The 18,030-nt window shown below is 64.8% G+C and carries 11 protein-coding genes; 6 read left to right on the plus strand and 5 right to left on the minus strand.

What is annotated here, in order from left to right; translation table 11 throughout:
• Window positions 1-38: 38 nt before the first annotated feature.
• Complete coding sequence (locus tag U5768_RS22440; protein ID WP_322032585.1) at window positions 39-1,001, minus strand: LysR family transcriptional regulator; 963 nt, start codon at window positions 999-1,001, stop codon at window positions 39-41.
• A 296-nt stretch (window positions 1,002-1,297) separates the two neighbouring features.
• Between U5768_RS22440 and U5768_RS22445 the strand changes: the two genes are divergently transcribed.
• Together U5768_RS22445 and U5768_RS22450 are read left to right on the plus strand one after the other, a co-directional pair.
• Window positions 1,298-6,781, plus strand: a complete 5,484-nt coding sequence (locus tag U5768_RS22445) for an AAA family ATPase (RefSeq protein ID WP_322032586.1) — start codon at window positions 1,298-1,300, stop codon at window positions 6,779-6,781.
• Between the two features lie 93 nt (window positions 6,782-6,874).
• Window positions 6,875-8,116: an MFS transporter gene (locus U5768_RS22450; protein WP_322032587.1), complete on the plus strand. Its 1,242-nt coding sequence runs from the start codon at window positions 6,875-6,877 to the stop codon at window positions 8,114-8,116.
• 44 nt (window positions 8,117-8,160) lie between these two features.
• Here the strand turns inward: U5768_RS22450 and U5768_RS22455 are convergent, their stop codons facing one another.
• From U5768_RS22455 to U5768_RS22470, 4 genes are all read right to left on the minus strand, one after another.
• A complete protein-coding gene (locus U5768_RS22455) occupies window positions 8,161-8,715 on the minus strand; it encodes a phosphoglycerate mutase family protein (RefSeq protein WP_322032588.1) in 555 nt (184 codons plus the stop codon).
• 73 nt (window positions 8,716-8,788) lie between these two features.
• A complete protein-coding gene (locus U5768_RS22460; RefSeq protein WP_322032589.1) occupies window positions 8,789-9,100 on the minus strand; it encodes a hypothetical protein in 312 nt (103 codons plus the stop codon).
• 218 nt (window positions 9,101-9,318) lie between these two features.
• Entirely contained in the window at window positions 9,319-9,576 is a 258-nt protein-coding gene (locus U5768_RS22465) for a CsbD family protein (protein WP_322032590.1), read from the minus strand.
• 127 nt (window positions 9,577-9,703) lie between these two features.
• A complete protein-coding gene (locus tag U5768_RS22470; protein ID WP_322032591.1) occupies window positions 9,704-11,539 on the minus strand; it encodes an ABC transporter ATP-binding protein in 1,836 nt (611 codons plus the stop codon).
• Between the two features lie 305 nt (window positions 11,540-11,844).
• Between U5768_RS22470 and U5768_RS22475 the strand changes: the two genes are divergently transcribed.
• Genes U5768_RS22475 through U5768_RS22490 form a run of 4 tightly spaced genes read left to right on the plus strand, consistent with a single transcriptional unit; the run spans window position 11,845 to window position 18,023 of the window.
• Entirely contained in the window at window positions 11,845-15,339 is a 3,495-nt protein-coding gene (locus U5768_RS22475; RefSeq protein WP_322032592.1) for a response regulator, read from the plus strand.
• A gap of 25 nt (window positions 15,340-15,364) precedes the next feature.
• Complete coding sequence (locus U5768_RS22480; protein ID WP_322032593.1) at window positions 15,365-16,213, plus strand: CheR family methyltransferase; 849 nt, start codon at window positions 15,365-15,367, stop codon at window positions 16,211-16,213.
• 30 nt (window positions 16,214-16,243) lie between these two features.
• Window positions 16,244-16,909 (plus strand): chemotaxis protein CheB, encoded by a 666-nt coding sequence (locus tag U5768_RS22485; RefSeq protein ID WP_415913956.1) that lies wholly within the window; start codon window positions 16,244-16,246, stop codon window positions 16,907-16,909.
• Between the two features lie 4 nt (window positions 16,910-16,913).
• Entirely contained in the window at window positions 16,914-18,023 is a 1,110-nt protein-coding gene (locus U5768_RS22490; RefSeq protein WP_322032594.1) for a hybrid sensor histidine kinase/response regulator, read from the plus strand.
• The last annotated feature ends 7 nt before the right edge of the window (window positions 18,024-18,030 follow it).

Genomic DNA, 18,030 nt, shown 5'->3' on the forward strand with positions numbered 1-18,030 from the left:
TCAATAGGGATATAACCGGGCGGTTCGTGTCCGACGAATCAACTGAGTTGCAGCTTCAACCCCGTATCGGGGAGCAAACTTTTAATCTCCGGAAAAACCGTGCTTTCCAGTACCCGCCGACTAGCCTGATAAAAGTACTCGGCGGTTTCTTCATACTCTCCGGAACGCGACACTTGATAGATGGTTCGCGTAAGCGCAGGCCCGCTGATCGGCAGCACGCACACGTCCTTCAGATAACCGCGACTTTGCAGAAGGACCAGCGGCGTAGCGATAGCCCATCCAAGGTCGGCGGCGACCATGGATAAAACGACGTCCGACGCATCGATTTCCAGATGACGCTTTGCCGAAATGCCGCAACGTCTCAGGTATCGCTCGGTCAACGCGCCATAGTGCGAACTCGTGCTGAAACGTACCAAAGGCAACTGGCGCGCAATATCGGCAATGACGCCTTGTTTAATCTTGTCCTTTTGCCCCGCGGGCAAAACAACCATAAATGGCTCGCTGAATAACGGACGTCTGACCAACCGATCCATATCTTCGAGCGCATCGGAAGTCACGATCAGGTCCAGTTGCCGCTGCAAAAGGGCCTGCGAGTGACGGTAGGCGAGACCCGCCCACAAAACCACCTGATGCCCCTGGCGAATCGCCTCTTTCACGACTGCCGGTCCAACCGTGGCCGCATACGAGTCGATCATCCCGATTCTGATTTCGGGGCGATTCGCCGCGTCGGCTTCCCGGGCATTCGCGAGCAGCCTGTTCATCTCCTCCACGACCGAATGCGCGTCTCTCCTCAGTGCGATTCCCGCAGAAGTCAGCCGGATCGGGCGACGGCTACGGTCCAGCACCTTCGTTCCCAGGACTTCTTCAATCTGGGCGATCGTCTGGGAAACAGCGGACTGCGTCACGCCAAGCCGCGATGCCGCCGCGGATACGCTGCCTTCAGCCGCGACCGCTTCGAAAACCTGAAGCGCCCGGATTTCCAGGCGGGAGAGTTCTGCCATTGCGATACCTCATATAAGGCATGTTAATTTGTACCCGTCATTTTGCTAGTTTTTTTGCTAAACATTAGCGACTCTAATATTAAGTATCGAATCCGGCTGCATGCAGGGTAGTAGAAACCCTCGCTCGCCGAAGAACGTTCGGGGCCGCGTCGTGCCGACGAGATGCAGCGAGTTCCGTCGCGGGAATGCCCGCGCCACGGCTCAATACGTTGCACTCGCAACCATTTTCGCCACGAATCGCGCCATAACGAAGAACGTGTATGCTATCCGTAATAGATAATCTCAATGCAGCGTCGATGGATAAAAGCGTAAAGGTCTTGTGGGACGATGGAGAGCGTGTCTTCTGGAGGGAAGAATCCTCGACGCTAGCTGGCCAGAATGTATTGCTTGCGCGGCTTGCCGCCGAGCAGCCCATGCCCGCCAGCCTCGATCGCCTCGCCCGCGAGTTCGGGCTCAGAGACGACCTTGACAGCGAATGGGCGGTGCGCCCGCTCAAGCTGGTGCGCGAAGGCGCCCAGCCGTGGCTGTCGTTCGAGGACCCGGGCGGCGAGCCGCTCGCACAGCTGCTCGGCGCTCCACTCGAAACCGGCTATTTCCTCGAACTCGCCATTGGCATTGCCGCCGCGCTAGGCAAGCTGCATCAGCGCGGCCTGATCCACAAGGACCTCAAGCCCGCGCACATCTTCGTGCATTGCGCCGACGGGCAGCCGCGGCTCGCCGGATTCGGCCTGGCCTCCCGCCTGCCGCGCGAGCGGCACGCACCGGAGGCTCCCGAAACCATCGCCGGCACGCTCGCCTATATGGCGCCCGAGCAGACTGGACGGATGAACCGCTCGGTCGATTCGCGCAGCGATCTGTATTCGCTCGGCGTCACGTTCTATCAGATGCTCACGGGCGTCCTGCCATTCGCCGCCAGCGACGCGATGGAATGGGTGCACTGCCATATCGCCAGAACGCCGACGCCGCCCCACGCACGGGTGGATGCGGTCCCCGCGGCCGTTTCGCGCATCGTCATGAAGCTGCTAGCCAAGACAGCCGAGGAGCGCTACCAGACCGCTGCGGGCGTCGAGCACGATCTGCGGCGCTGCCTCGCGCAGTGGCAGCGTCACGGCCATATCGACGACTTCACGCTGGACGAACACGGCGCCCCCGGCAGGCTGATGATTCCCGAGCGGCTTTACGGGCGCGAGCGCGAGGTGGACACCCTCGTCGCCACGTTCGCCCGCATTCTCGAGAACGGCGCGCCGGAACTGGTGCTCGTCTCCGGGTATTCGGGCATCGGCAAATCGTCGGTGGTCAACGAGTTGCACAAGATACTCGTGCCGCCGCGCGGATTGTTCGCGTCCGGCAAGTTCGACCAGTACAAGCGCGATATCCCCTATTCCACGCTGGTTCAGGCGTTCCAGGGTCTGGTGCGCATGCTTCTGGGCAAGTCGGAAACAGAGTTGGCAAGCTGGCGCGCCGCATTGCTCGAAGCCCTGGCGCCGAACGCGGCGCTCATCAGCGACCTGATTCCCGAACTCAAGCTCATCATCGGCGAGCCGCCTCCGGTTCCCGAATTCGAGCCGCAGCAGGCGAAGCAGCGCTTCCTCCAGGTGTTCCGGCGCTTCATCGGCGTATTCGCGCGCGCCGAGCATCCGCTGGCGCTATTTCTCGACGACCTCCAGTGGCTCGATGCGGCAACGCTGGACCTGCTAGCCGATCTGCTGGGCCAGCCGGACCTGCGCTACCTGATGATCGTCGGCGCGTATCGCGACAACGAAGTGGACGCCACGCATCCGCTGACCGTCCGGCTCCAGGCCGTGCGGAACGCGGGCGCGAGGGTGGAGGAAATCCGGCTTGCGCCGCTCACGCGAGCGCACATCGGCAATCTGATCGCGGACGCGCTGCACTGTGCGCCCGAATCGATCGAGCCGCTCGCGCGCCTCGTGCGCGACAAGACGGGCGGCAATCCGTTCTTCGTCATCCAGTTCCTCCAGGCGTTGGCCGAAGGCGATCTTCTGACGTTCGATCACGATGCGCGGCAGTGGCGCTGGGACACCGAACGCATCCATGCGAGGGGTTACACCGACAACATCGTGGACCTGCTGGCCGGCAAGCTCACGCGCCTGCCATGCGCGACGCAGCACGCGCTGCAGCGGCTGGCGTGCCTCGGAAACGTCGCGGACATCGCGACCCTCGCGGCCGTGCTCGGCATGCAGGAGGCACAGGTTCACGCCGTGTTGTGGGAGGCGGTACGCCAGGAACTGGCCGTGCGGCTCGAAGGCGCTTACGCCTTCGTTCACGACCGCGTCCATCAGGCCGCCTATTCGATGATCCCGGAGCCGTCGCGCGCCGAGGCCCATCTGCGGATCGGCCGTTTGCTCATTGCGCGGACGCCGGAGGAAAAACGCGAGGAAGCGATCTTCGAGATCGTCGGGCAACTCAATCGCTCGGCCGCGCTGATCGACGACCCGAACGAGCGCGAGCAACTGGCCGAACTCAATCTGCTCGCGGGGCAGCGCGCCAAGGCGTCGACGGCCTATGCCTCGGCGCTCGCCTATTTCGCGACCGGCGCGGAGCTACCGGGCGACGACTGCTGGCAGAGTCGGCACGACCTGCTCTTCACGCTGGAGTTGAACCGCGCCGAATGCGAAATCCTGACGGGCCAGTTGCGCGACGCCGAAGCGCGCCTCGCGGCCGTTTCGCTGCGCGCCACGACCGCGCCCGAACGCGCGCAGGTCGCGTGCAGGCAGATGGACGTCTACGTGGTTTTGCGCCAGACCGACACCGCGATCGCCGTCGGCCTCGCCTTCCTTCGTCATGTGGGCATCGCGTGGTCGCCCCATCCGGACGTGACGACGGTGCGCAGCGAATACGAGCGCATCGGTTCACTGCTCGGCGAGAGGACGATCGAAGAACTCGTCGATCTGCCGCCAATGGAAGACGCGACCGCCCTGGCGACCATCGAGGTGCTGACCAGCCTCGCCCTGCCTGCCATCGACACCGATGCGAACCTCGCCTTCCTGACGCTGTGCAAGGCAATCAATCTCAGTATCGAGCACGGTAACGCCGATGCCTCATGCGTGGCGTACGCCCGGTTCCCCCGCTTTTCCGTCCTGCTTTTCGGCGACTACGAGGCCGGGTTCCAGTTCGGCCGGCTCGGCTGCAAACTCGTGGAAGAGCGCGGCCTCGAACGGTACGAAACGCGCACGTATCTGTGCTACTGCCTTTACGTCGCACGCTGGGCGGAACCCGTGCGCGCGTGCGTCGATCAGTTGCGCCGCGTTTTCGACTCGGCGAACCGGACCGGCGACCTCACTTACGGCGCGGTCTCGTACGCTCACCTCGTTCAGACGCTGCTGGTCATCGGCGACCCGCTGCCCGAGGTGCAACGGGAGGCCGAATCGTGCCTGGCGTACGCGAAGAAAGTGCAGTTCGGGATCACCGTGGACTTTATCGAGGAAAAGCTCGCGTTGATCCGGACGCTGCGCGGCTTGACGCCCGTATTCGGCAGCGTCGACGACACGCCGTTCAATGCGTCGGGCACGGAACCCCACGCGCCGCAAAGCTCCGGTGCGAACGCAAGATGGTACTGGCTCCACGAACTGCAGGCGCGCTATCTCGCCGGCGACCACGAGGCGGCCGTGGCTGCGGCGTCGAACGCACAAGGGCTGCTGTGGATCCCCTACGTGTACAACGAGGCGGCCGAATACTACCTTTACGCCGCGCTTGCGCAGGCAGCGTGGTGCGATTCCCTCGCGGCCGGCCAACTTGCGCCCCACATGGAAGCACTGAAGGCCCGTTACGACCAGTTGCGCATGTGGGCGAATCTGTGCCCGGCGAACTTCGCAGCCCATGCCGCGCTGGTCGGCGCAGAGATCGCCCGCGTGGAGGGCCGCGTGGTCGACGCCGAGATGCTCTTCGAGCAGGCCATCGATTCGGCGAAGGAAGGCGGATTCACGCACCACGAGGCGCTGGCCAACGAACTCGCGTCGCGCTTTTATGCGGCCCGCGGTCTTGGCAGGATTGCGCGCGTGTACATGCAGGACGCGCACTACGGCTATCTGCGCTGGGGCGCCAACGGAAAGGCGCGGCAACTGGAGGAAACATACGGCTACCTGCGGACCGAAGAGACTACGCCCGGACCGACCAATACGATGGCGGCGCTCATCGGGCACCTCGAACTGGCGACCGTGATCAAGGTTTTGCAGGCGGCTTCGGGCGAAATTCACCTGGACAGACTGATCGAGATGGTCATGCGCACGGCCATCGAACAGGCGGGCGCGCAGCGGGGCCTGCTGATCCTCCGCGCTGGGGACGATCATCGAATTGCCGCGCAAGCCACGATCGCCGGCGACGCGGTCAGCGTTCAGTTGTCCGATACATCGGTCACCGCGGCTTCGTTGCCGGAATCGATCCTCAATCATGTCCTGCGTACGCGCGAGAACGTCTTCCTGGACGACGCCGCGACGGACCCCAAGGCGAACGCCGATCCTTACGTCCGCGAGCATCGCGCGCGCTCCATTCTGTGCCTGCCGCTGATGAACGGCGCGAAGTTGATGGGCGCGCTCTACCTGGAAAACCATCTCACGGCCCGCGTGTTCAGCGCGGGCCGGATCGCCGTGCTCAAGCTGGTGGCCTCGCAGGCGGCGATTTCGCTCGAAAACGCCCGTCTGTATCGGGACGTCGCGGAGCGCGAAGCAAGAATCCGGCGCCTGGTCGACGCGAATCTCATCGGGATTTTCATCTGGGTGATGGACGGACGGCTTATCGACGCCAACGATTCGTTTCTCCACATGCTTCAGTACGAGCGCAAGGATCTGGAGGCCGGGCTTCGCTGGTACGACATGACGCCTCCCGAGTGGCAGGAGCGCGTGCCGCGCGAGCTGGAAGAACTCAAGACGACCGGCGCCTTGCAACCCTGCGAAAAGGAGTTCTTCAGGAAAGACGGCAGCCGGGTGCCCGTGCTCATCGGCGGCGCGGCATTCGAAGATCAGCCGAACCAGGGCGTGGCGTACATTCTCGATCTGACCGGGCAGAAGCAGGCGGAACAGAGAATTCGCGAGAGCGAGGAACGCTATCGCGAGATACAGGCGGAACTCGCGCATGCGAACCGTGTTGCGACCATGGGGCAACTCGCGGCGTCGATTGCGCACGAAGTCAATCAGCCGATTGCCGCGACGGTGAGCTATGCCGAGGCCGCATTGCGATGGCTGAACCGCGAGCCCGCCAACCTCGACGAGGTCAGCCTTGCGCTAAGCGGGATTGTCAGGGATGGCAACCGCGCCGGAGACGTGCTCTGGCGGCTGCGGCAACTGATCAGAAAGGCGCCGCGAAAAAAGGAGCCGGTCGATATCAACGAGGCGATCCGCGAGATTGCCGAACTGGTCCAGGGAGAAGCCAGAAAGAGCGGCGCCCAACTGGAATTGCAACTCGCGAAAGATTTGCCGGTTATCGAAGGCGACCGCGTGGAACTGCAGCAGGTGCTGCTCAACCTCGTCATCAATGCGCTGGAGGCCATGCGCAGCCTCGATGGTGTACGGCACGTGCGCATCAGCACCGGCGAAGCCGAAGATGCCTGCGTGATCGTGACCGTGCGCGACTCGGGCCCAGGCTTCGGCCCGAATGCCGATAGCGCGTTCAACGCGTTCTACACCACGAAGGAGACCGGGCTCGGCATGGGGCTCTCGATTTGCCGCTCGATCATCGACGCGCATGGCGGGCGGCTCTGGGCAACCGACTGCACGCCGCGCGGCGCAGCGGTTCAATTTACCGTGCCCCGGCATCCTGCCGCCTGATTGTGTTCGATTGCCGGGCGCTCGACCCGCCGGGCGATCCGGAAACGCGGCGTTGGTAGAATGGCGCGAGTCCAGACAGCGCAAATGGTGAGTATGCCGGCAACCCAATCGACCGTCCGCAATTCTTCGACCGGAACGCGCCGCGACTATGCGTTGTGGGCGCTCACGCTCGGGTACCTCCTCAGCCAGTTCTTTCGCAGCTACGTCGCGGTAATCGCGCCGCAACTGATTTCCGACTTTGGTTTTACGCCAGGAGAATTCGGACTCTTTGCCGGTTCGTTTTTCTTCATCTTCGCTTTATTGCAATTACCTTTGGGGCTAGCGTTCGACCGCTTCGGCATCGGGCCGCCCGTCGTCGCGTGCATGGCAGTCGGCACAGCGGGGGCCGTCGCATTGCCGATGACGCATAGCGCAGCGTACGCACTCGCGGCGCAAGCAGCGCTCGGCTTTGGGTGTGCGCCGATTTTCATGGGCCTGCTCAACCACGTGTTGAAGTCGGGGTATGGCGCAAGACAGGTCCACGCCGTGACCACCGCGAGCGCGATCGGCATCGTGGGCGCGCTGCTCGCGGCGCTTCCGCTTGCATGGTCGTCGGCGAGGCTTGGCTGGCGCGCTTCGATGGGCATTGCGTCCGCCGGCATGCTGCTCGCCACCTGCGCTGTCGCGCTGGCGTTCAGGACGCAGACCGGCGTGACGAAGCGCGACAAGCGCGAAGTCACTGCCGCGCCGCCGGTTGCGGCTCCGCGCCGCGCGTTCCTGACGCTGCTGCCCGTCTGTTTCGCCATGTCGGCGGGCGGCGTATTCCGCACGTCATGGGGCGGCCCTTATCTGGCGGACGTGTTTCATCTGGATATCGTCACGCGCGGGCAGGTCATGACGGCAGCAAGTCTCGCGGCGTTCGCCGTATCGCTGCTGATTCCGTTTGTCGTCCGGCTGGTCACGGCCAAGACGCTGTCGCTCGGCTGCATGGCAACGGGACTGCTGGCCGCGATCATCCTCGCCGTCCAGCCCGCGCACAGCGTGCACCTCAGCGTTGCGCTGATCTGCGTACTGTTCAGTGTCGGCGCGATTCACCCGCTGGTGATGTCGCAGGCGCGGTCGGTCACGTCGCCGGGACAACTCGGCCTGCGGCTCGGAATTCTCAACAGCATGGTGTTTCTCGGAGTGGCCGTGACGAGCAACTGCTTCGGCTGGATAGCGGAAGCGGCGTTGCGCTCGGGCTTGCCGGCAAGCGGCCTTTACGCCCAGCTATTCCTGTTCACGACTGCCCTCCTGGCAGCGGGCACCCTCAGCTATATTTTCAGTCCGCGACTTCACACTTCTTCGAAATCGTGAGCAACGCTAAAGGATATTTCCGGGCGTGAGCGCTGGAGGGTCTGCTAGGCAATAGGCGATGCACTGTCGCCAGCAAGCAGCAATTGCGGCTGTTGCGTGAACGACCATCCGTGCGAGGCACGATCGAGTATCCAGATCATGTCGAACCGGTCATCGGGCCAGGCGGAAGGAACAACGGGCGCATCCGGCAAGCGCGCGACGAGCGACGGCAATACTTTGTGCTCCCAGGCAATCAGGATCACGCCGGTCTGCATGAGCACATCGGCCATTAACGCAGCGCCGTCGTCTTTGGCATAACCCGTTTCGTACCTGAGTGGCTCGCTCGCCTGCAACAGGGCCACGAGCGGCGCCACCGTCTGCATCGAACGCTTGCTTTGGCTACCCTTGCCCAGGCCCGCCGCGTATACGGTGGCAAGCCCGGCAGCAAGCCGCAGCGGCCCGTCGTGCGCTCCGAAGCGCTGCGTCAGCGCCCCGGCGCGCTGCCAGCCTCGTACGGCGAGGCTTTCTTCGTCGGGGCGGCCATCGGCATTCACGCCGCCTCCGAACGCGGCGCCCGGTTTCTCCGCGTGCCGGATGAAAAGAATGCGATGCGGTCCCATCGTGGCCCCCCATCCCCGCGCGCCGGGCGCCGCAGCGCCTGGCGCGTTCGTTCACGCGTTCATTCGGACGAAGTCATTCGGACGAAGCGGCTGCCGGATGCGACGCCTTGTGGTGCCGCATGGTCTTCGTGGATGCGCCCGAATTGCCCATGGTGTTGTGGCCCTGAGCGTTGGAGGTCGTGGCCGTGTCGCCGTTCGAATTGGGCTCGCTCATACCCGTGCCGCCCCCGCCGCCACTACCGCCGCCAGCCCCGCCGCCTGTGCCGCCACTGCCGCCACTGCCCATGCCACCGCCGCCGCCACCTCCGGCTCCTGCCGCAAACGCCCCGCCGGAAAGCGCAAGACACGCCAGTGCTGCCACAAGCCGAATCTTCATCGTCTTCATGATTGCCTCCGTCCTATCGATTGGAAAACCCATGACTGGAAAACCCAAGTCGTCTCACGACGTGGACGCCACCGGGATTGACTGGCTAACCACTGCCGTTACGATGCAGGGCGCGGCGGTCGGCATCTCGTGTAGCTGAAGTCCCATTCCGCAAGGCCTGTGCCGCATAGGACAAGCGGATTCCAGCGCTGCGTTCACCGCTTCCAGGCGCGCGGAGGTCAGGACCGGCCCCTCGCCCACAACGCCCCGATGGCAACGCCGACCCCAAGCGTAATGGCCAGCACGCGCAACGGACTCTCCGCGATGGCGTCGCGCGCGACTGCCGCGGCGTCGGCGACCATCTGCTGGGATTGGCCGCATAGCGCCTTGGCCTTGCCCGAGAGTTCCATGGCCGGATCGCCCAGCACGGCGCCGGCCTTCTCCTTCAAATCGCCCGCGGCTTCTTTTGCGACGCCTTCCAGATCGGTGGAATTCATGATTTCGCTCCCATGTCAGTGATGCCCTTCGCGGATTGATCCCCGGCCTGAGCCGCCGCGGCGGCCGCCCGTGGACCTCGTTAGCCGGGACAGCAATCGTTATGCCGCGCGCGGCACGGCGGCGTACTCAGGCTTGCATCGCCGCAGCGCGCCGTTCGTGGCGCAGCAGCACGTCGCGATAGATGCCGGCACGGCGCGCCAGTTCCGCCGGCGCGCCGTCGTCCACCAGTCTGCCGTGCTGGACGACGACGATGCGGTCGAAGTTCTGCAGCGTCGAGAGACGATGCGCGATGGCAACGACCGTACGCCCCTTCATGAGTTCGTCCAGCGCGGCCTGGATCGCCGCCTCGGACGCGCTGTCGAGCGACGAGGTCGCCTCGTCCAGCAGCAGGATCGGCGCGTCTTTCAGGAAGGCGCGGGCAATGGCAATGCGCTGCCGCTGGCCGCCGGAAAGGCGCGCGCCCCGCTCGCCCACGATGGTCTGCAAACCATCGGGCAACGAGCGGATCAAATCGAGGCAGCCCGCATGCTCGCAGGCTTCCAGCACCTCCTCTTCCGTCGCCTCGGGACGCCCGTAGCGCAGGTTATCGAGCAGCGAGCGATTGAACAGCGAAATGTCTTGCGGCACGAAACTCACCGAATCGTGCAGGCTCCTCAAACTCACGTCAGATAAACGCTGGCCGGAAATGCACACGGCGCCCGCCCCCGCCTGCGGATCGAACCAGCGAAGCAGCAGCGCGAGCACCGTGCTCTTGCCCGCGCCGGAAGGCCCGACCAGGCCCACGCGCTGTCCCGCGTCGATATGAAGGCTGAAGTGGTCCAGCACGCGGCGCCGGCCGGGGTACGAGAACGAGATATTCTCGAAATCGATATTCGCGTCGCGGACCTGCAGGTCCGGCACCCCAAGCCGCTGCTCCATTTCCCGCGGGACCAGCAACGCCTGCGCGGCCTCGGCCAGCCGCGCGACGTGCTGCGTCATATCCACCAGCGATACGGCCAGGTCGCGCGTGCCGTGCAGGATGGCGAAGCCCAGCGAGCTGACCAGCACGACGTCGCCCGTGGTGGCGCGCGCCTCGGTCCATAGCCAGATGACCCAGCCCAGCAGCAAACACGACAGCACGACCGTGAGTACGGCATGCACCAGCCGCAGCTTTTCAAGGTGACGCAACGAAGACTGGCGCGAGCGCACCTCGTTGTCGAGAAAGTTGCCGAAGCGCAGGCATTCGCGGGCCGTTGCGTCAAACGCCTTGATGGTCGTCATATTGCCGATCAGGTCGACCAGTTCTCCGTCCACGGTCGCAGCGCGCGTGGCGAAATGCAAATGGCGCTCGGAGCCCGACTTAGCGAGCCAGAAGAGAAACAACGTCATCACGGCGGAAATGACGACGAGCGCAAGCGCCATCCCTATGCTCACCCAGCCGATGAGCACGACCGAACCCAGCACGGTCAAAAGTGTCGGAATAGCGCGCCACGCCGAGGTGTTTTCGATCGTGAAGATAGCGTTGGCAGTGGCCGAAATGCGGCTTGCCAGCGTTCCCGGCTGCACGTTCGAAAAGTAAGCGGGCGAATGACCTGTCAGGTATCCGAATAATTCGCGCCGCACGTCCCCCGTTACCGCCACGAAGGTTCGCACCCCGGCCACACCCGCGAGACGCCAGAACAGGTTATCGACGAACAACAGCACGACGATGACGAGAAACGCGTCCACCACAGGGGCAGGATGCGCACGCCCTTCGGGGAGCGCATCGATGAGATTCTTGATCGCGAACTGCGCGGCCAGCGAACACCCCACGGCCGCCGCGATACTCGAGAGCACGACCGCATGGCCATAAGGGTGCGCCCAAACGTAGCGCAGAAGCAGGCGAATGGGTTTGCTCGCATATTGGGCAAGCACTTTCGAGCGTCGCCCGCGCGTATCGAACCGGCGGCCGCCGTCTGCAGTGTGTGTATCTGAAGTAACCATACCGGAGCCCCCGTTTGCCGCCGTGCCGGAGGCACGCACAGATCGTTCCTGGCAATGCCGCCCAGATCGCCCCCGGAACGCCTGAATTCGCTCCGTCCCGGATCCGGCTCCATACCGGCATTCACACTTTAAGAAGGAATTCACGATAACGGGCCGCCCGCGCGATCCGAAACCTTTTGTATCATTGCGGGTGCCTCGATTTCGCCCGAAATTGCCGGGCCGGACAGCGAAAGCAACGTTCGGCCTCGCGCAATCCGGGCGATATTTCCGACACACGCCCAACGACAGACGACTAACCGGAAAAAATGTCCGCCCCGACCGCCATCGACCCGCTGCGCTTCAGACGCATCATTCAACGCAACGTCGCTTTGCCGCTGCTCGCGGGTGTGGCGACCGCCGTGGCCTTCCTGGCGCTGATCGCCTATCTCGTCTCGACGATGAACTGGGCCGAGCACTCCGAACGCGTGATCGCCCAGGCCTATGAACTGATACGCGTGCAGGCGGATCGCGAATCGAGCCTGCGCGGCTTCCTGCTCAACGGCGAAGAACGCACGCTTTCCCAGTACGACGTGGGCCGCCCGCGCTTCGACGCGCAGATCGACAACCTCGCTGCGCTCGTGGCCGACAATCCGCCCCAGGTCGAGCGGCTCAAACAAATCCGCGCCATCTCGGAGCAGTGGGACAGCTATGCCCGCGACGCGATTCGCTTGCGGCGCGGGCACGACGCCGATCTCGCCACCGTCCAGATCGATCGCGGCGTGTCGAGCGCGAATGCCATCCGCAGCGAATTCGCCGATTTCCTCGACGTGGAAACACGCTTGCGCCAGGAGCGCACCACGGCCGCCCGGAATCTCACGCTCTCGACGGTCGGCATTTTTCTTGCCCTCACGGTGATCGTGAACGGTCTGCTTGCCTGGCTCGGGCGCCGCGAGATGACGTCGCTCTCGCGCACTTACGACGACGCGCTGCGCGCCCAGGCGGAACAGGCGCAAACATTGTCCGAGCAGGTCTGGTTTCGCACGGGGCAGCGGTTGCTGGTCGAAAGCGGCGTGGGAAAGGAAGCGCTCGCCGACGTGGGCGCCGCGATGCTCGACTGCCTGGCGGGCTATCTGAGCGCGAACGTCGCCACGCTCTATCTGCGCGACGCGGGCGATTCGATGCTGCGCCGCGTGGCGACGTTCGGTTTCGGCGCGGAAAGCGCTTATAACGTCTCCGAACTTCAGGGAGCCCAAACGCTCGTGGGCCAGGCCGCCGTCTCGCGCCGTCTGATCGAACTGCGCGAAGCGCCCGCGGGCTATCTCAAGGTCGAATCGGGGCTGGGCAGCGCCACGCCCGCTTCGCTGATTATCGCGCCCCTCGACACCGCGGGCCGGACCAACGGCGTCGTCGAGCTTGGCTTCATGCGCGCGCTGTTGCCGCGCGACGTCGAATTTCTCTCGCGTGTGGCGAATACGATGGGCGACCTCGTCGAAGCCGCGATCTCGCGCGAGCGTCTGGAAGCGTCGTACACGGAATCGCAGCAACTGAATCACGAGTTGCAGGTGCAGCAGGAAGAACTGCGCGTGGCCAACGAAGGGCTCGAAGAGCGCGGCCGCGCGCTGATGGATACGCAGGCGCGGCTAGAAGCCCAGCAGGCCGAACTGGAGCAGACCAATGTCCAGCTTGAAGAGTACGCACGCCGGCTCGAAACGCAAAAGAGCGAACTCGTGCGCGCCCAGGACGAACTGACGAAGAATGCCGAGCGCCTCGAACAATCGAGCCGCTACAAGTCCGAATTCCTCGCCAACATGTCGCACGAGTTGCGCACGCCGCTCAACAGCTCGCTGATTCTCGCGAAGCTGCTGCAGCAGAACCGCAGCGGCAATCTCAGCGACGAACAGGTGCGTTACGCCGCCACGATCCACGCGTCGAACACCGACCTGCTCGCGCTCATCAACGACATTCTCGACCTTTCCAAGGTCGAGGCGGGCCAGGTTCAGCTCGTGCTCGAAACCGTGAAGCTCGACGACGTCACCGCTTCGCTCAAGGAGACCTTCGGTCCGCTCGCGCGCGAGAAGAACGTTGCGCTCGCAATCGACCGGCTGCCCGGCGTGCCCGACACGCTGCAGACCGACGGCCAGCGCGTCCTGCAAATCCTGCGCAACCTGCTTTCGAACGCGCTCAAGTTCACGGCGCACGGCGAAGTCGCGCTCACCGTGTCGACCGTCAACCCGAACCTGCTTCGCTTCGACGTGCGCGATACCGGCATCGGTATCGCGCAGGAAAAGCTCGACATTATCTTCGACGCCTTCCAGCAAGCGGATGGCTCGACGAGCCGCGAATACGGCGGCAGCGGGCTCGGGCTCTCGATTTCGCGCGAGCTTTCGCGGCTGCTCGGCGGGCGCATCGGCGTGGCGAGCGAACCGGGCGTGGGCAGCGTCTTCACGCTGTGGCTGCCGACGGACAGCACGGCCGCCGTGCACGGCGAAACGCTGGCAAGCTCCGGCGCGGCGAACCCGAGCGCGCCCCCCGCGCGCCAGTCCGACGCGCTCGTGCGCTCCGCCGTTCCGTCCGCCATCGCCGCGCTCCAGCAGCAGCCGCGCGCGGACCAAAGCCTGCCCGACGACCGCGAGCGCCGCGCGCACGGCAACCGCGCGATTCTCGTGATCGAGGACGATCTGGCCTTCGCGGAAATCCTGCGCGATCTCGTTCACGAACTGAACTTCGATTTCCTGCACGCTGTCGACGCGGCAACCGGCTTCGCGATGGTGAAGGAAGAGGCGCCCGTCGCGGTGCTGCTCGACGTCGGCTTGCCCGACCGCTCGGGACTCTCGGTGCTCGAATGGCTCAAGAGCGATGCGCACTCGCGCCATATCCCCGTGCACGTAGTTTCGGCCACCGATCACGCCGACAAGGCGCTGCATCTTGGCGCCGTCGGCTACACGCTCAAACCCACGGCGCGCAGCACGCTCGAAACGGCGATCCGGCGGCTGGAATCGCGGCTCGAACAACGCGTGAAACGCGTGCTCGTGATCGAGGACGACCACGCGATGCGCGAAAGCATCCGTGCGCTGCTGGTGGGCGACGGCGTGGAAATCGTCGCGGTGGGCTCGCTCGCCGACGCGTACGCGCAGATCGCGCAGGGTGCGTTCGACTGCATCGTCACCGATCTGACCTTGCCCGACGGCACGGGCTACGACCTGCTGGAGTCGCTGGCCGGCGATTCGGGCTACGAGCCGCTGCCGGTCATCGTGTACACGGGGCGCAACCTTTCCGACGACGACGAGCAACGGCTGCGCCGCTATTCGAAGTCCATCATCATCAAGGGCGCGCGCTCGCCCGAGCGCCTGCTCGACGAAGTCACGCTGTTCCTGCACAGCGTGGAATCGTCGCTCGCGCCCGAGCAGCAGCGCATGCTGCGCGCCGTGCGCCAGCGCGACGACACTTTCGAAGGCAAGACCATCCTGCTGGCCGAAGACGACGTGCGTAACATCTTCGCGCTCTCGCACGTCATCGAACCGCTCGGCGCGACGCTCGTGATCGCGCGAAACGGCCGCGAGGCGCTCGACCTGCTCGGCGCGTCGCCGAAAATCGACCTCGTCCTCATGGACGTCATGATGCCCGAAATGGACGGCATCACCGCCATGCGCGCGCTGCGCGAAGACTCGCGCTTCGCGCGGCTGCCCGTTATCGCGCTCACCGCGAAGGCCATGGCCGACGACCGCCTGCGGTGCCTGGAGGCGGGAGCGGACGACTACGTTTCCAAACCGATCGACGTGGACAAGCTGGTGTCGCTGTGCCGCGTCTGGCTGCGCAAATAGCATGGATATGCCGCAGGAATCCACCATGACCGAACCTGTACCGGGCAACGCGCGCAGGACGATGAGCGATTTCGACATCGAACTGCGTCTGCTGCTCGAAGCCATCTACCTGAAATATCAGCACGATTTCAGGCACTATTCGCTGCCCTCGCTGCGCCGGCGGCTCGAGCAGGCGCGCCAGGATTTCGGCGTCGCGACGCTCAGCCAGCTTCAGGACCGCGTGCTGCGCAGCTCCGCGGACTTTTCGCGCCTGTTCGGCTACATGACTGTTCAGGTGAGCGAAATGTATCGCGATCCTCAGTACTTTCTCGCGCTGCGCAGGCACGTGCTCCCGGTGCTGCAAACCTATCCTTCGCTGAAGGTATGGGTGGCCGGCTGCAGCACGGGCGAAGAACTGTGGTCGCTGAAAATTCTCTTCGAAGAGGAAGGGCTTGCCGACCGCACGCTTTTCTACGCGACCGATATCAGCCCCGAGGCGCTGGAGCGTGCCGAGTCCGGCATCTATGCCGTGGAACGCATTGCCGGGTTCAGCCAGAACTATCTGGCCTCGGGCGGCCGGCGCACGCTCTCCGACTACTATCACGCGGCTTACGGCGGCGCGCGGCTCGCGAGCGCGCTCAAGGAGCGCGTGGTGTTCGCGGACCATAGCCTCGCCACCGACGAAGTCTTTCTCGAAGCGCACCTGGTGTCGTGCCGGAACGTGCTGATCTATTTCGACCGTCCGTTGCAGGACCGGGCCATCGGCCTGTTCGAGCGCGCGCTCGTGCGGCGCGGCTTTCTCGGCCTCGGAAGCAAGGAAAGCCTGCGCTTTTCGAAACCCGACGCGGCATTCGACGAGTTCTGCGCGCATGAGCGCATCTATCAGAAGCGCTAACCGGCACATGCCACAAAGGCCCGCAAGATCATGACCCGCTCACGCCCCCACGCCATCGCCTCACGCCGCGCCGCGCACGGCGCGGCCCGGCGCGCGCGCAGCGGGCCCTTCGACGCCGTGGTGATCGGCGCTTCGGCGGGCGGCGTGGAAGCGCTGATCCAGATCCTCCCGCAGGTGCCGCCCGCGTTCGACGCCGCCCTGCTGATCGTGATGCACCTCGCGCCCAGCTCGCCCAGCTTCCTCGTGGAAGCGCTCGCCAGCCGTTGCGCGCTGCCCGTTTCCGAGCCGGACGCGGGCGAGCCGATACTCGCGGGCCGTGTGTACATTGCGCCGCCCGACTATCACATGTTCGTGGACAGCGACGCGAGCATCGCGCTTTCCACCGAGCCGCCCGTGCGCTTCTCGCGGCCCTCGATCGACGTGCTGATGCAATCGGCGGCCGCCGTGTACGGGCCGCGGCTGCTCGGCGTGGTGCTGAGCGGCGCCAACGACGACGGCGCATCCGGGCTCGCCGCGATACGCGCGGCGGGCGGCACCGCCTGGGCGCAGACGCCCGAAAGCGCCATCGCGCCGCAAATGCCGGCGGCGGCCATCGCCACCGGCGCGGTGAATGAAACCATGACCCTCACTACCCTCGCCGCGCGGCTTGCCGCGTGGCCGGCTGCCAACCGAATGACAAGGAATGACCGGGATTGACCGCATGACACAGCCAACCGTCAATGTTCTGATCGTCGACGACATCGAACACAATCTCACGGCGCTCTCGGCCCTCCTTGCTGGGCCCGACGTCCGGTTGCTGCTCGCCCGCTCAGGCGTCGAAGCGCTCGAACTGCTGCTCGAACACGACGTCGCGGTGGCGATCCTCGACGTCAACATGCCCGGCATGAGCGGCTTCGAACTCGCCTCGCTGATTCGCGGCAGCCCGCGCACCTCGCACGTGCCGATCATCTTCCTCACGGCGACCTCGCAGGACGCGATGCGCACGTTCCAGGGCTACGACGCGGGCGCGGTGGATTTTCTCTACAAGCCGATCGAGCCGCGCATCGTCCAGTCGAAGATCGCCATTTTCGTGCAACTCGAACTGCAAAAGAGACAACTCGCCGAGCAACTCGCGGCAACGCGCCAGATGCTCGAAGCGAATGAATTGCTGATGGCCGTGCTGAGCCACGATCTGCGCACTCCGCTTTCGGCGGTGATGGCTTCGGCCGAGTATCTAAAACGCGCTTCGGCCGACGAAAAAATCGTCACCGCGGGGCAGCGCATCGAAAATTGCGGACGGCGTATGACGCGCATGGTCGAGCAGTTGCTCGACCTCGCCCGTTTGCAGGGCGGGCGTTTGTCGCTGAGCCGCACCACCGTGCAGCTCGATGCGCTATGCCACGCCGTGATCGAGGAATTCGCCTCGAATGCCCCGGCCGGGAGGGTGCGGTTCGAGCGTCACGGCAACCCCGTCGGCCGCTGGGACGCCGATCTGATCGCCCAGGCCATTTCGAACCTCGTGAGCAATGCGCTCACGCACGGCGAGCGGGAGACGCCCGTGCACGTCAGCGTGTTCGGGGAATCGCCCGCGGAAGTGCTCGTGACGGTGCAGAACCGCGGCGTGATTGCGCCGGATGTCGTGCCCCTGCTATTCGATGCGTTCGGGACCGCGCCGCATGTCCGTCAGCACGGCTCGGGATTAGGGCTCGGCCTGCATATCGTGCGCCTCATTGCCCGCACGCACGGCGGCGAGGTGACAGTGCACTCGAACGATCAGCATGGTACGGCGTTCACGCTGCGCCTGCCGCGCGCGGAGCATGCAAACCAGTAAGGACGCC

The organism is Paraburkholderia sp. J76 (genome assembly GCF_905220295.1).
GTDB lineage: Bacteria > Pseudomonadota > Gammaproteobacteria > Burkholderiales > Burkholderiaceae > Paraburkholderia.

Bases quoted from the DNA above. Each gene is read 5' to 3' on its own strand.
- U5768_RS22450 (WP_322032587.1), top strand. From the start codon at position 6,875: ATGCCGGCAACCCAATCGACCGTCCGCAATTCTTCGACCGGAACGCGC.
- U5768_RS22460 (WP_322032589.1), bottom strand. From the start codon at position 9,100: ATGAAGACGATGAAGATTCGGCTTGTGGCAGCACTGGCGTGTCTTGCG.
- U5768_RS22440 (WP_322032585.1), bottom strand. From the start codon at position 1,001: ATGGCAGAACTCTCCCGCCTGGAAATCCGGGCGCTTCAGGTTTTCGAA.
- U5768_RS22470 (WP_322032591.1), bottom strand. From the start codon at position 11,539: ATGGTTACTTCAGATACACACACTGCAGACGGCGGCCGCCGGTTCGAT.
- U5768_RS22455 (WP_322032588.1), bottom strand. From the start codon at position 8,715: ATGGGACCGCATCGCATTCTTTTCATCCGGCACGCGGAGAAACCGGGC.
- U5768_RS22480 (WP_322032593.1), top strand. From the start codon at position 15,365: ATGACCGAACCTGTACCGGGCAACGCGCGCAGGACGATGAGCGATTTC.
- U5768_RS22475 (WP_322032592.1), top strand. From the start codon at position 11,845: ATGTCCGCCCCGACCGCCATCGACCCGCTGCGCTTCAGACGCATCATT.
- U5768_RS22445 (WP_322032586.1), top strand. From the start codon at position 1,298: ATGGATAAAAGCGTAAAGGTCTTGTGGGACGATGGAGAGCGTGTCTTC.
- U5768_RS22485 (WP_415913956.1), top strand. From the start codon at position 16,244: ATGACCCGCTCACGCCCCCACGCCATCGCCTCACGCCGCGCCGCGCAC.
- U5768_RS22465 (WP_322032590.1), bottom strand. From the start codon at position 9,576: ATGAATTCCACCGATCTGGAAGGCGTCGCAAAAGAAGCCGCGGGCGAT.
- U5768_RS22490 (WP_322032594.1), top strand. From the start codon at position 16,914: ATGACACAGCCAACCGTCAATGTTCTGATCGTCGACGACATCGAACAC.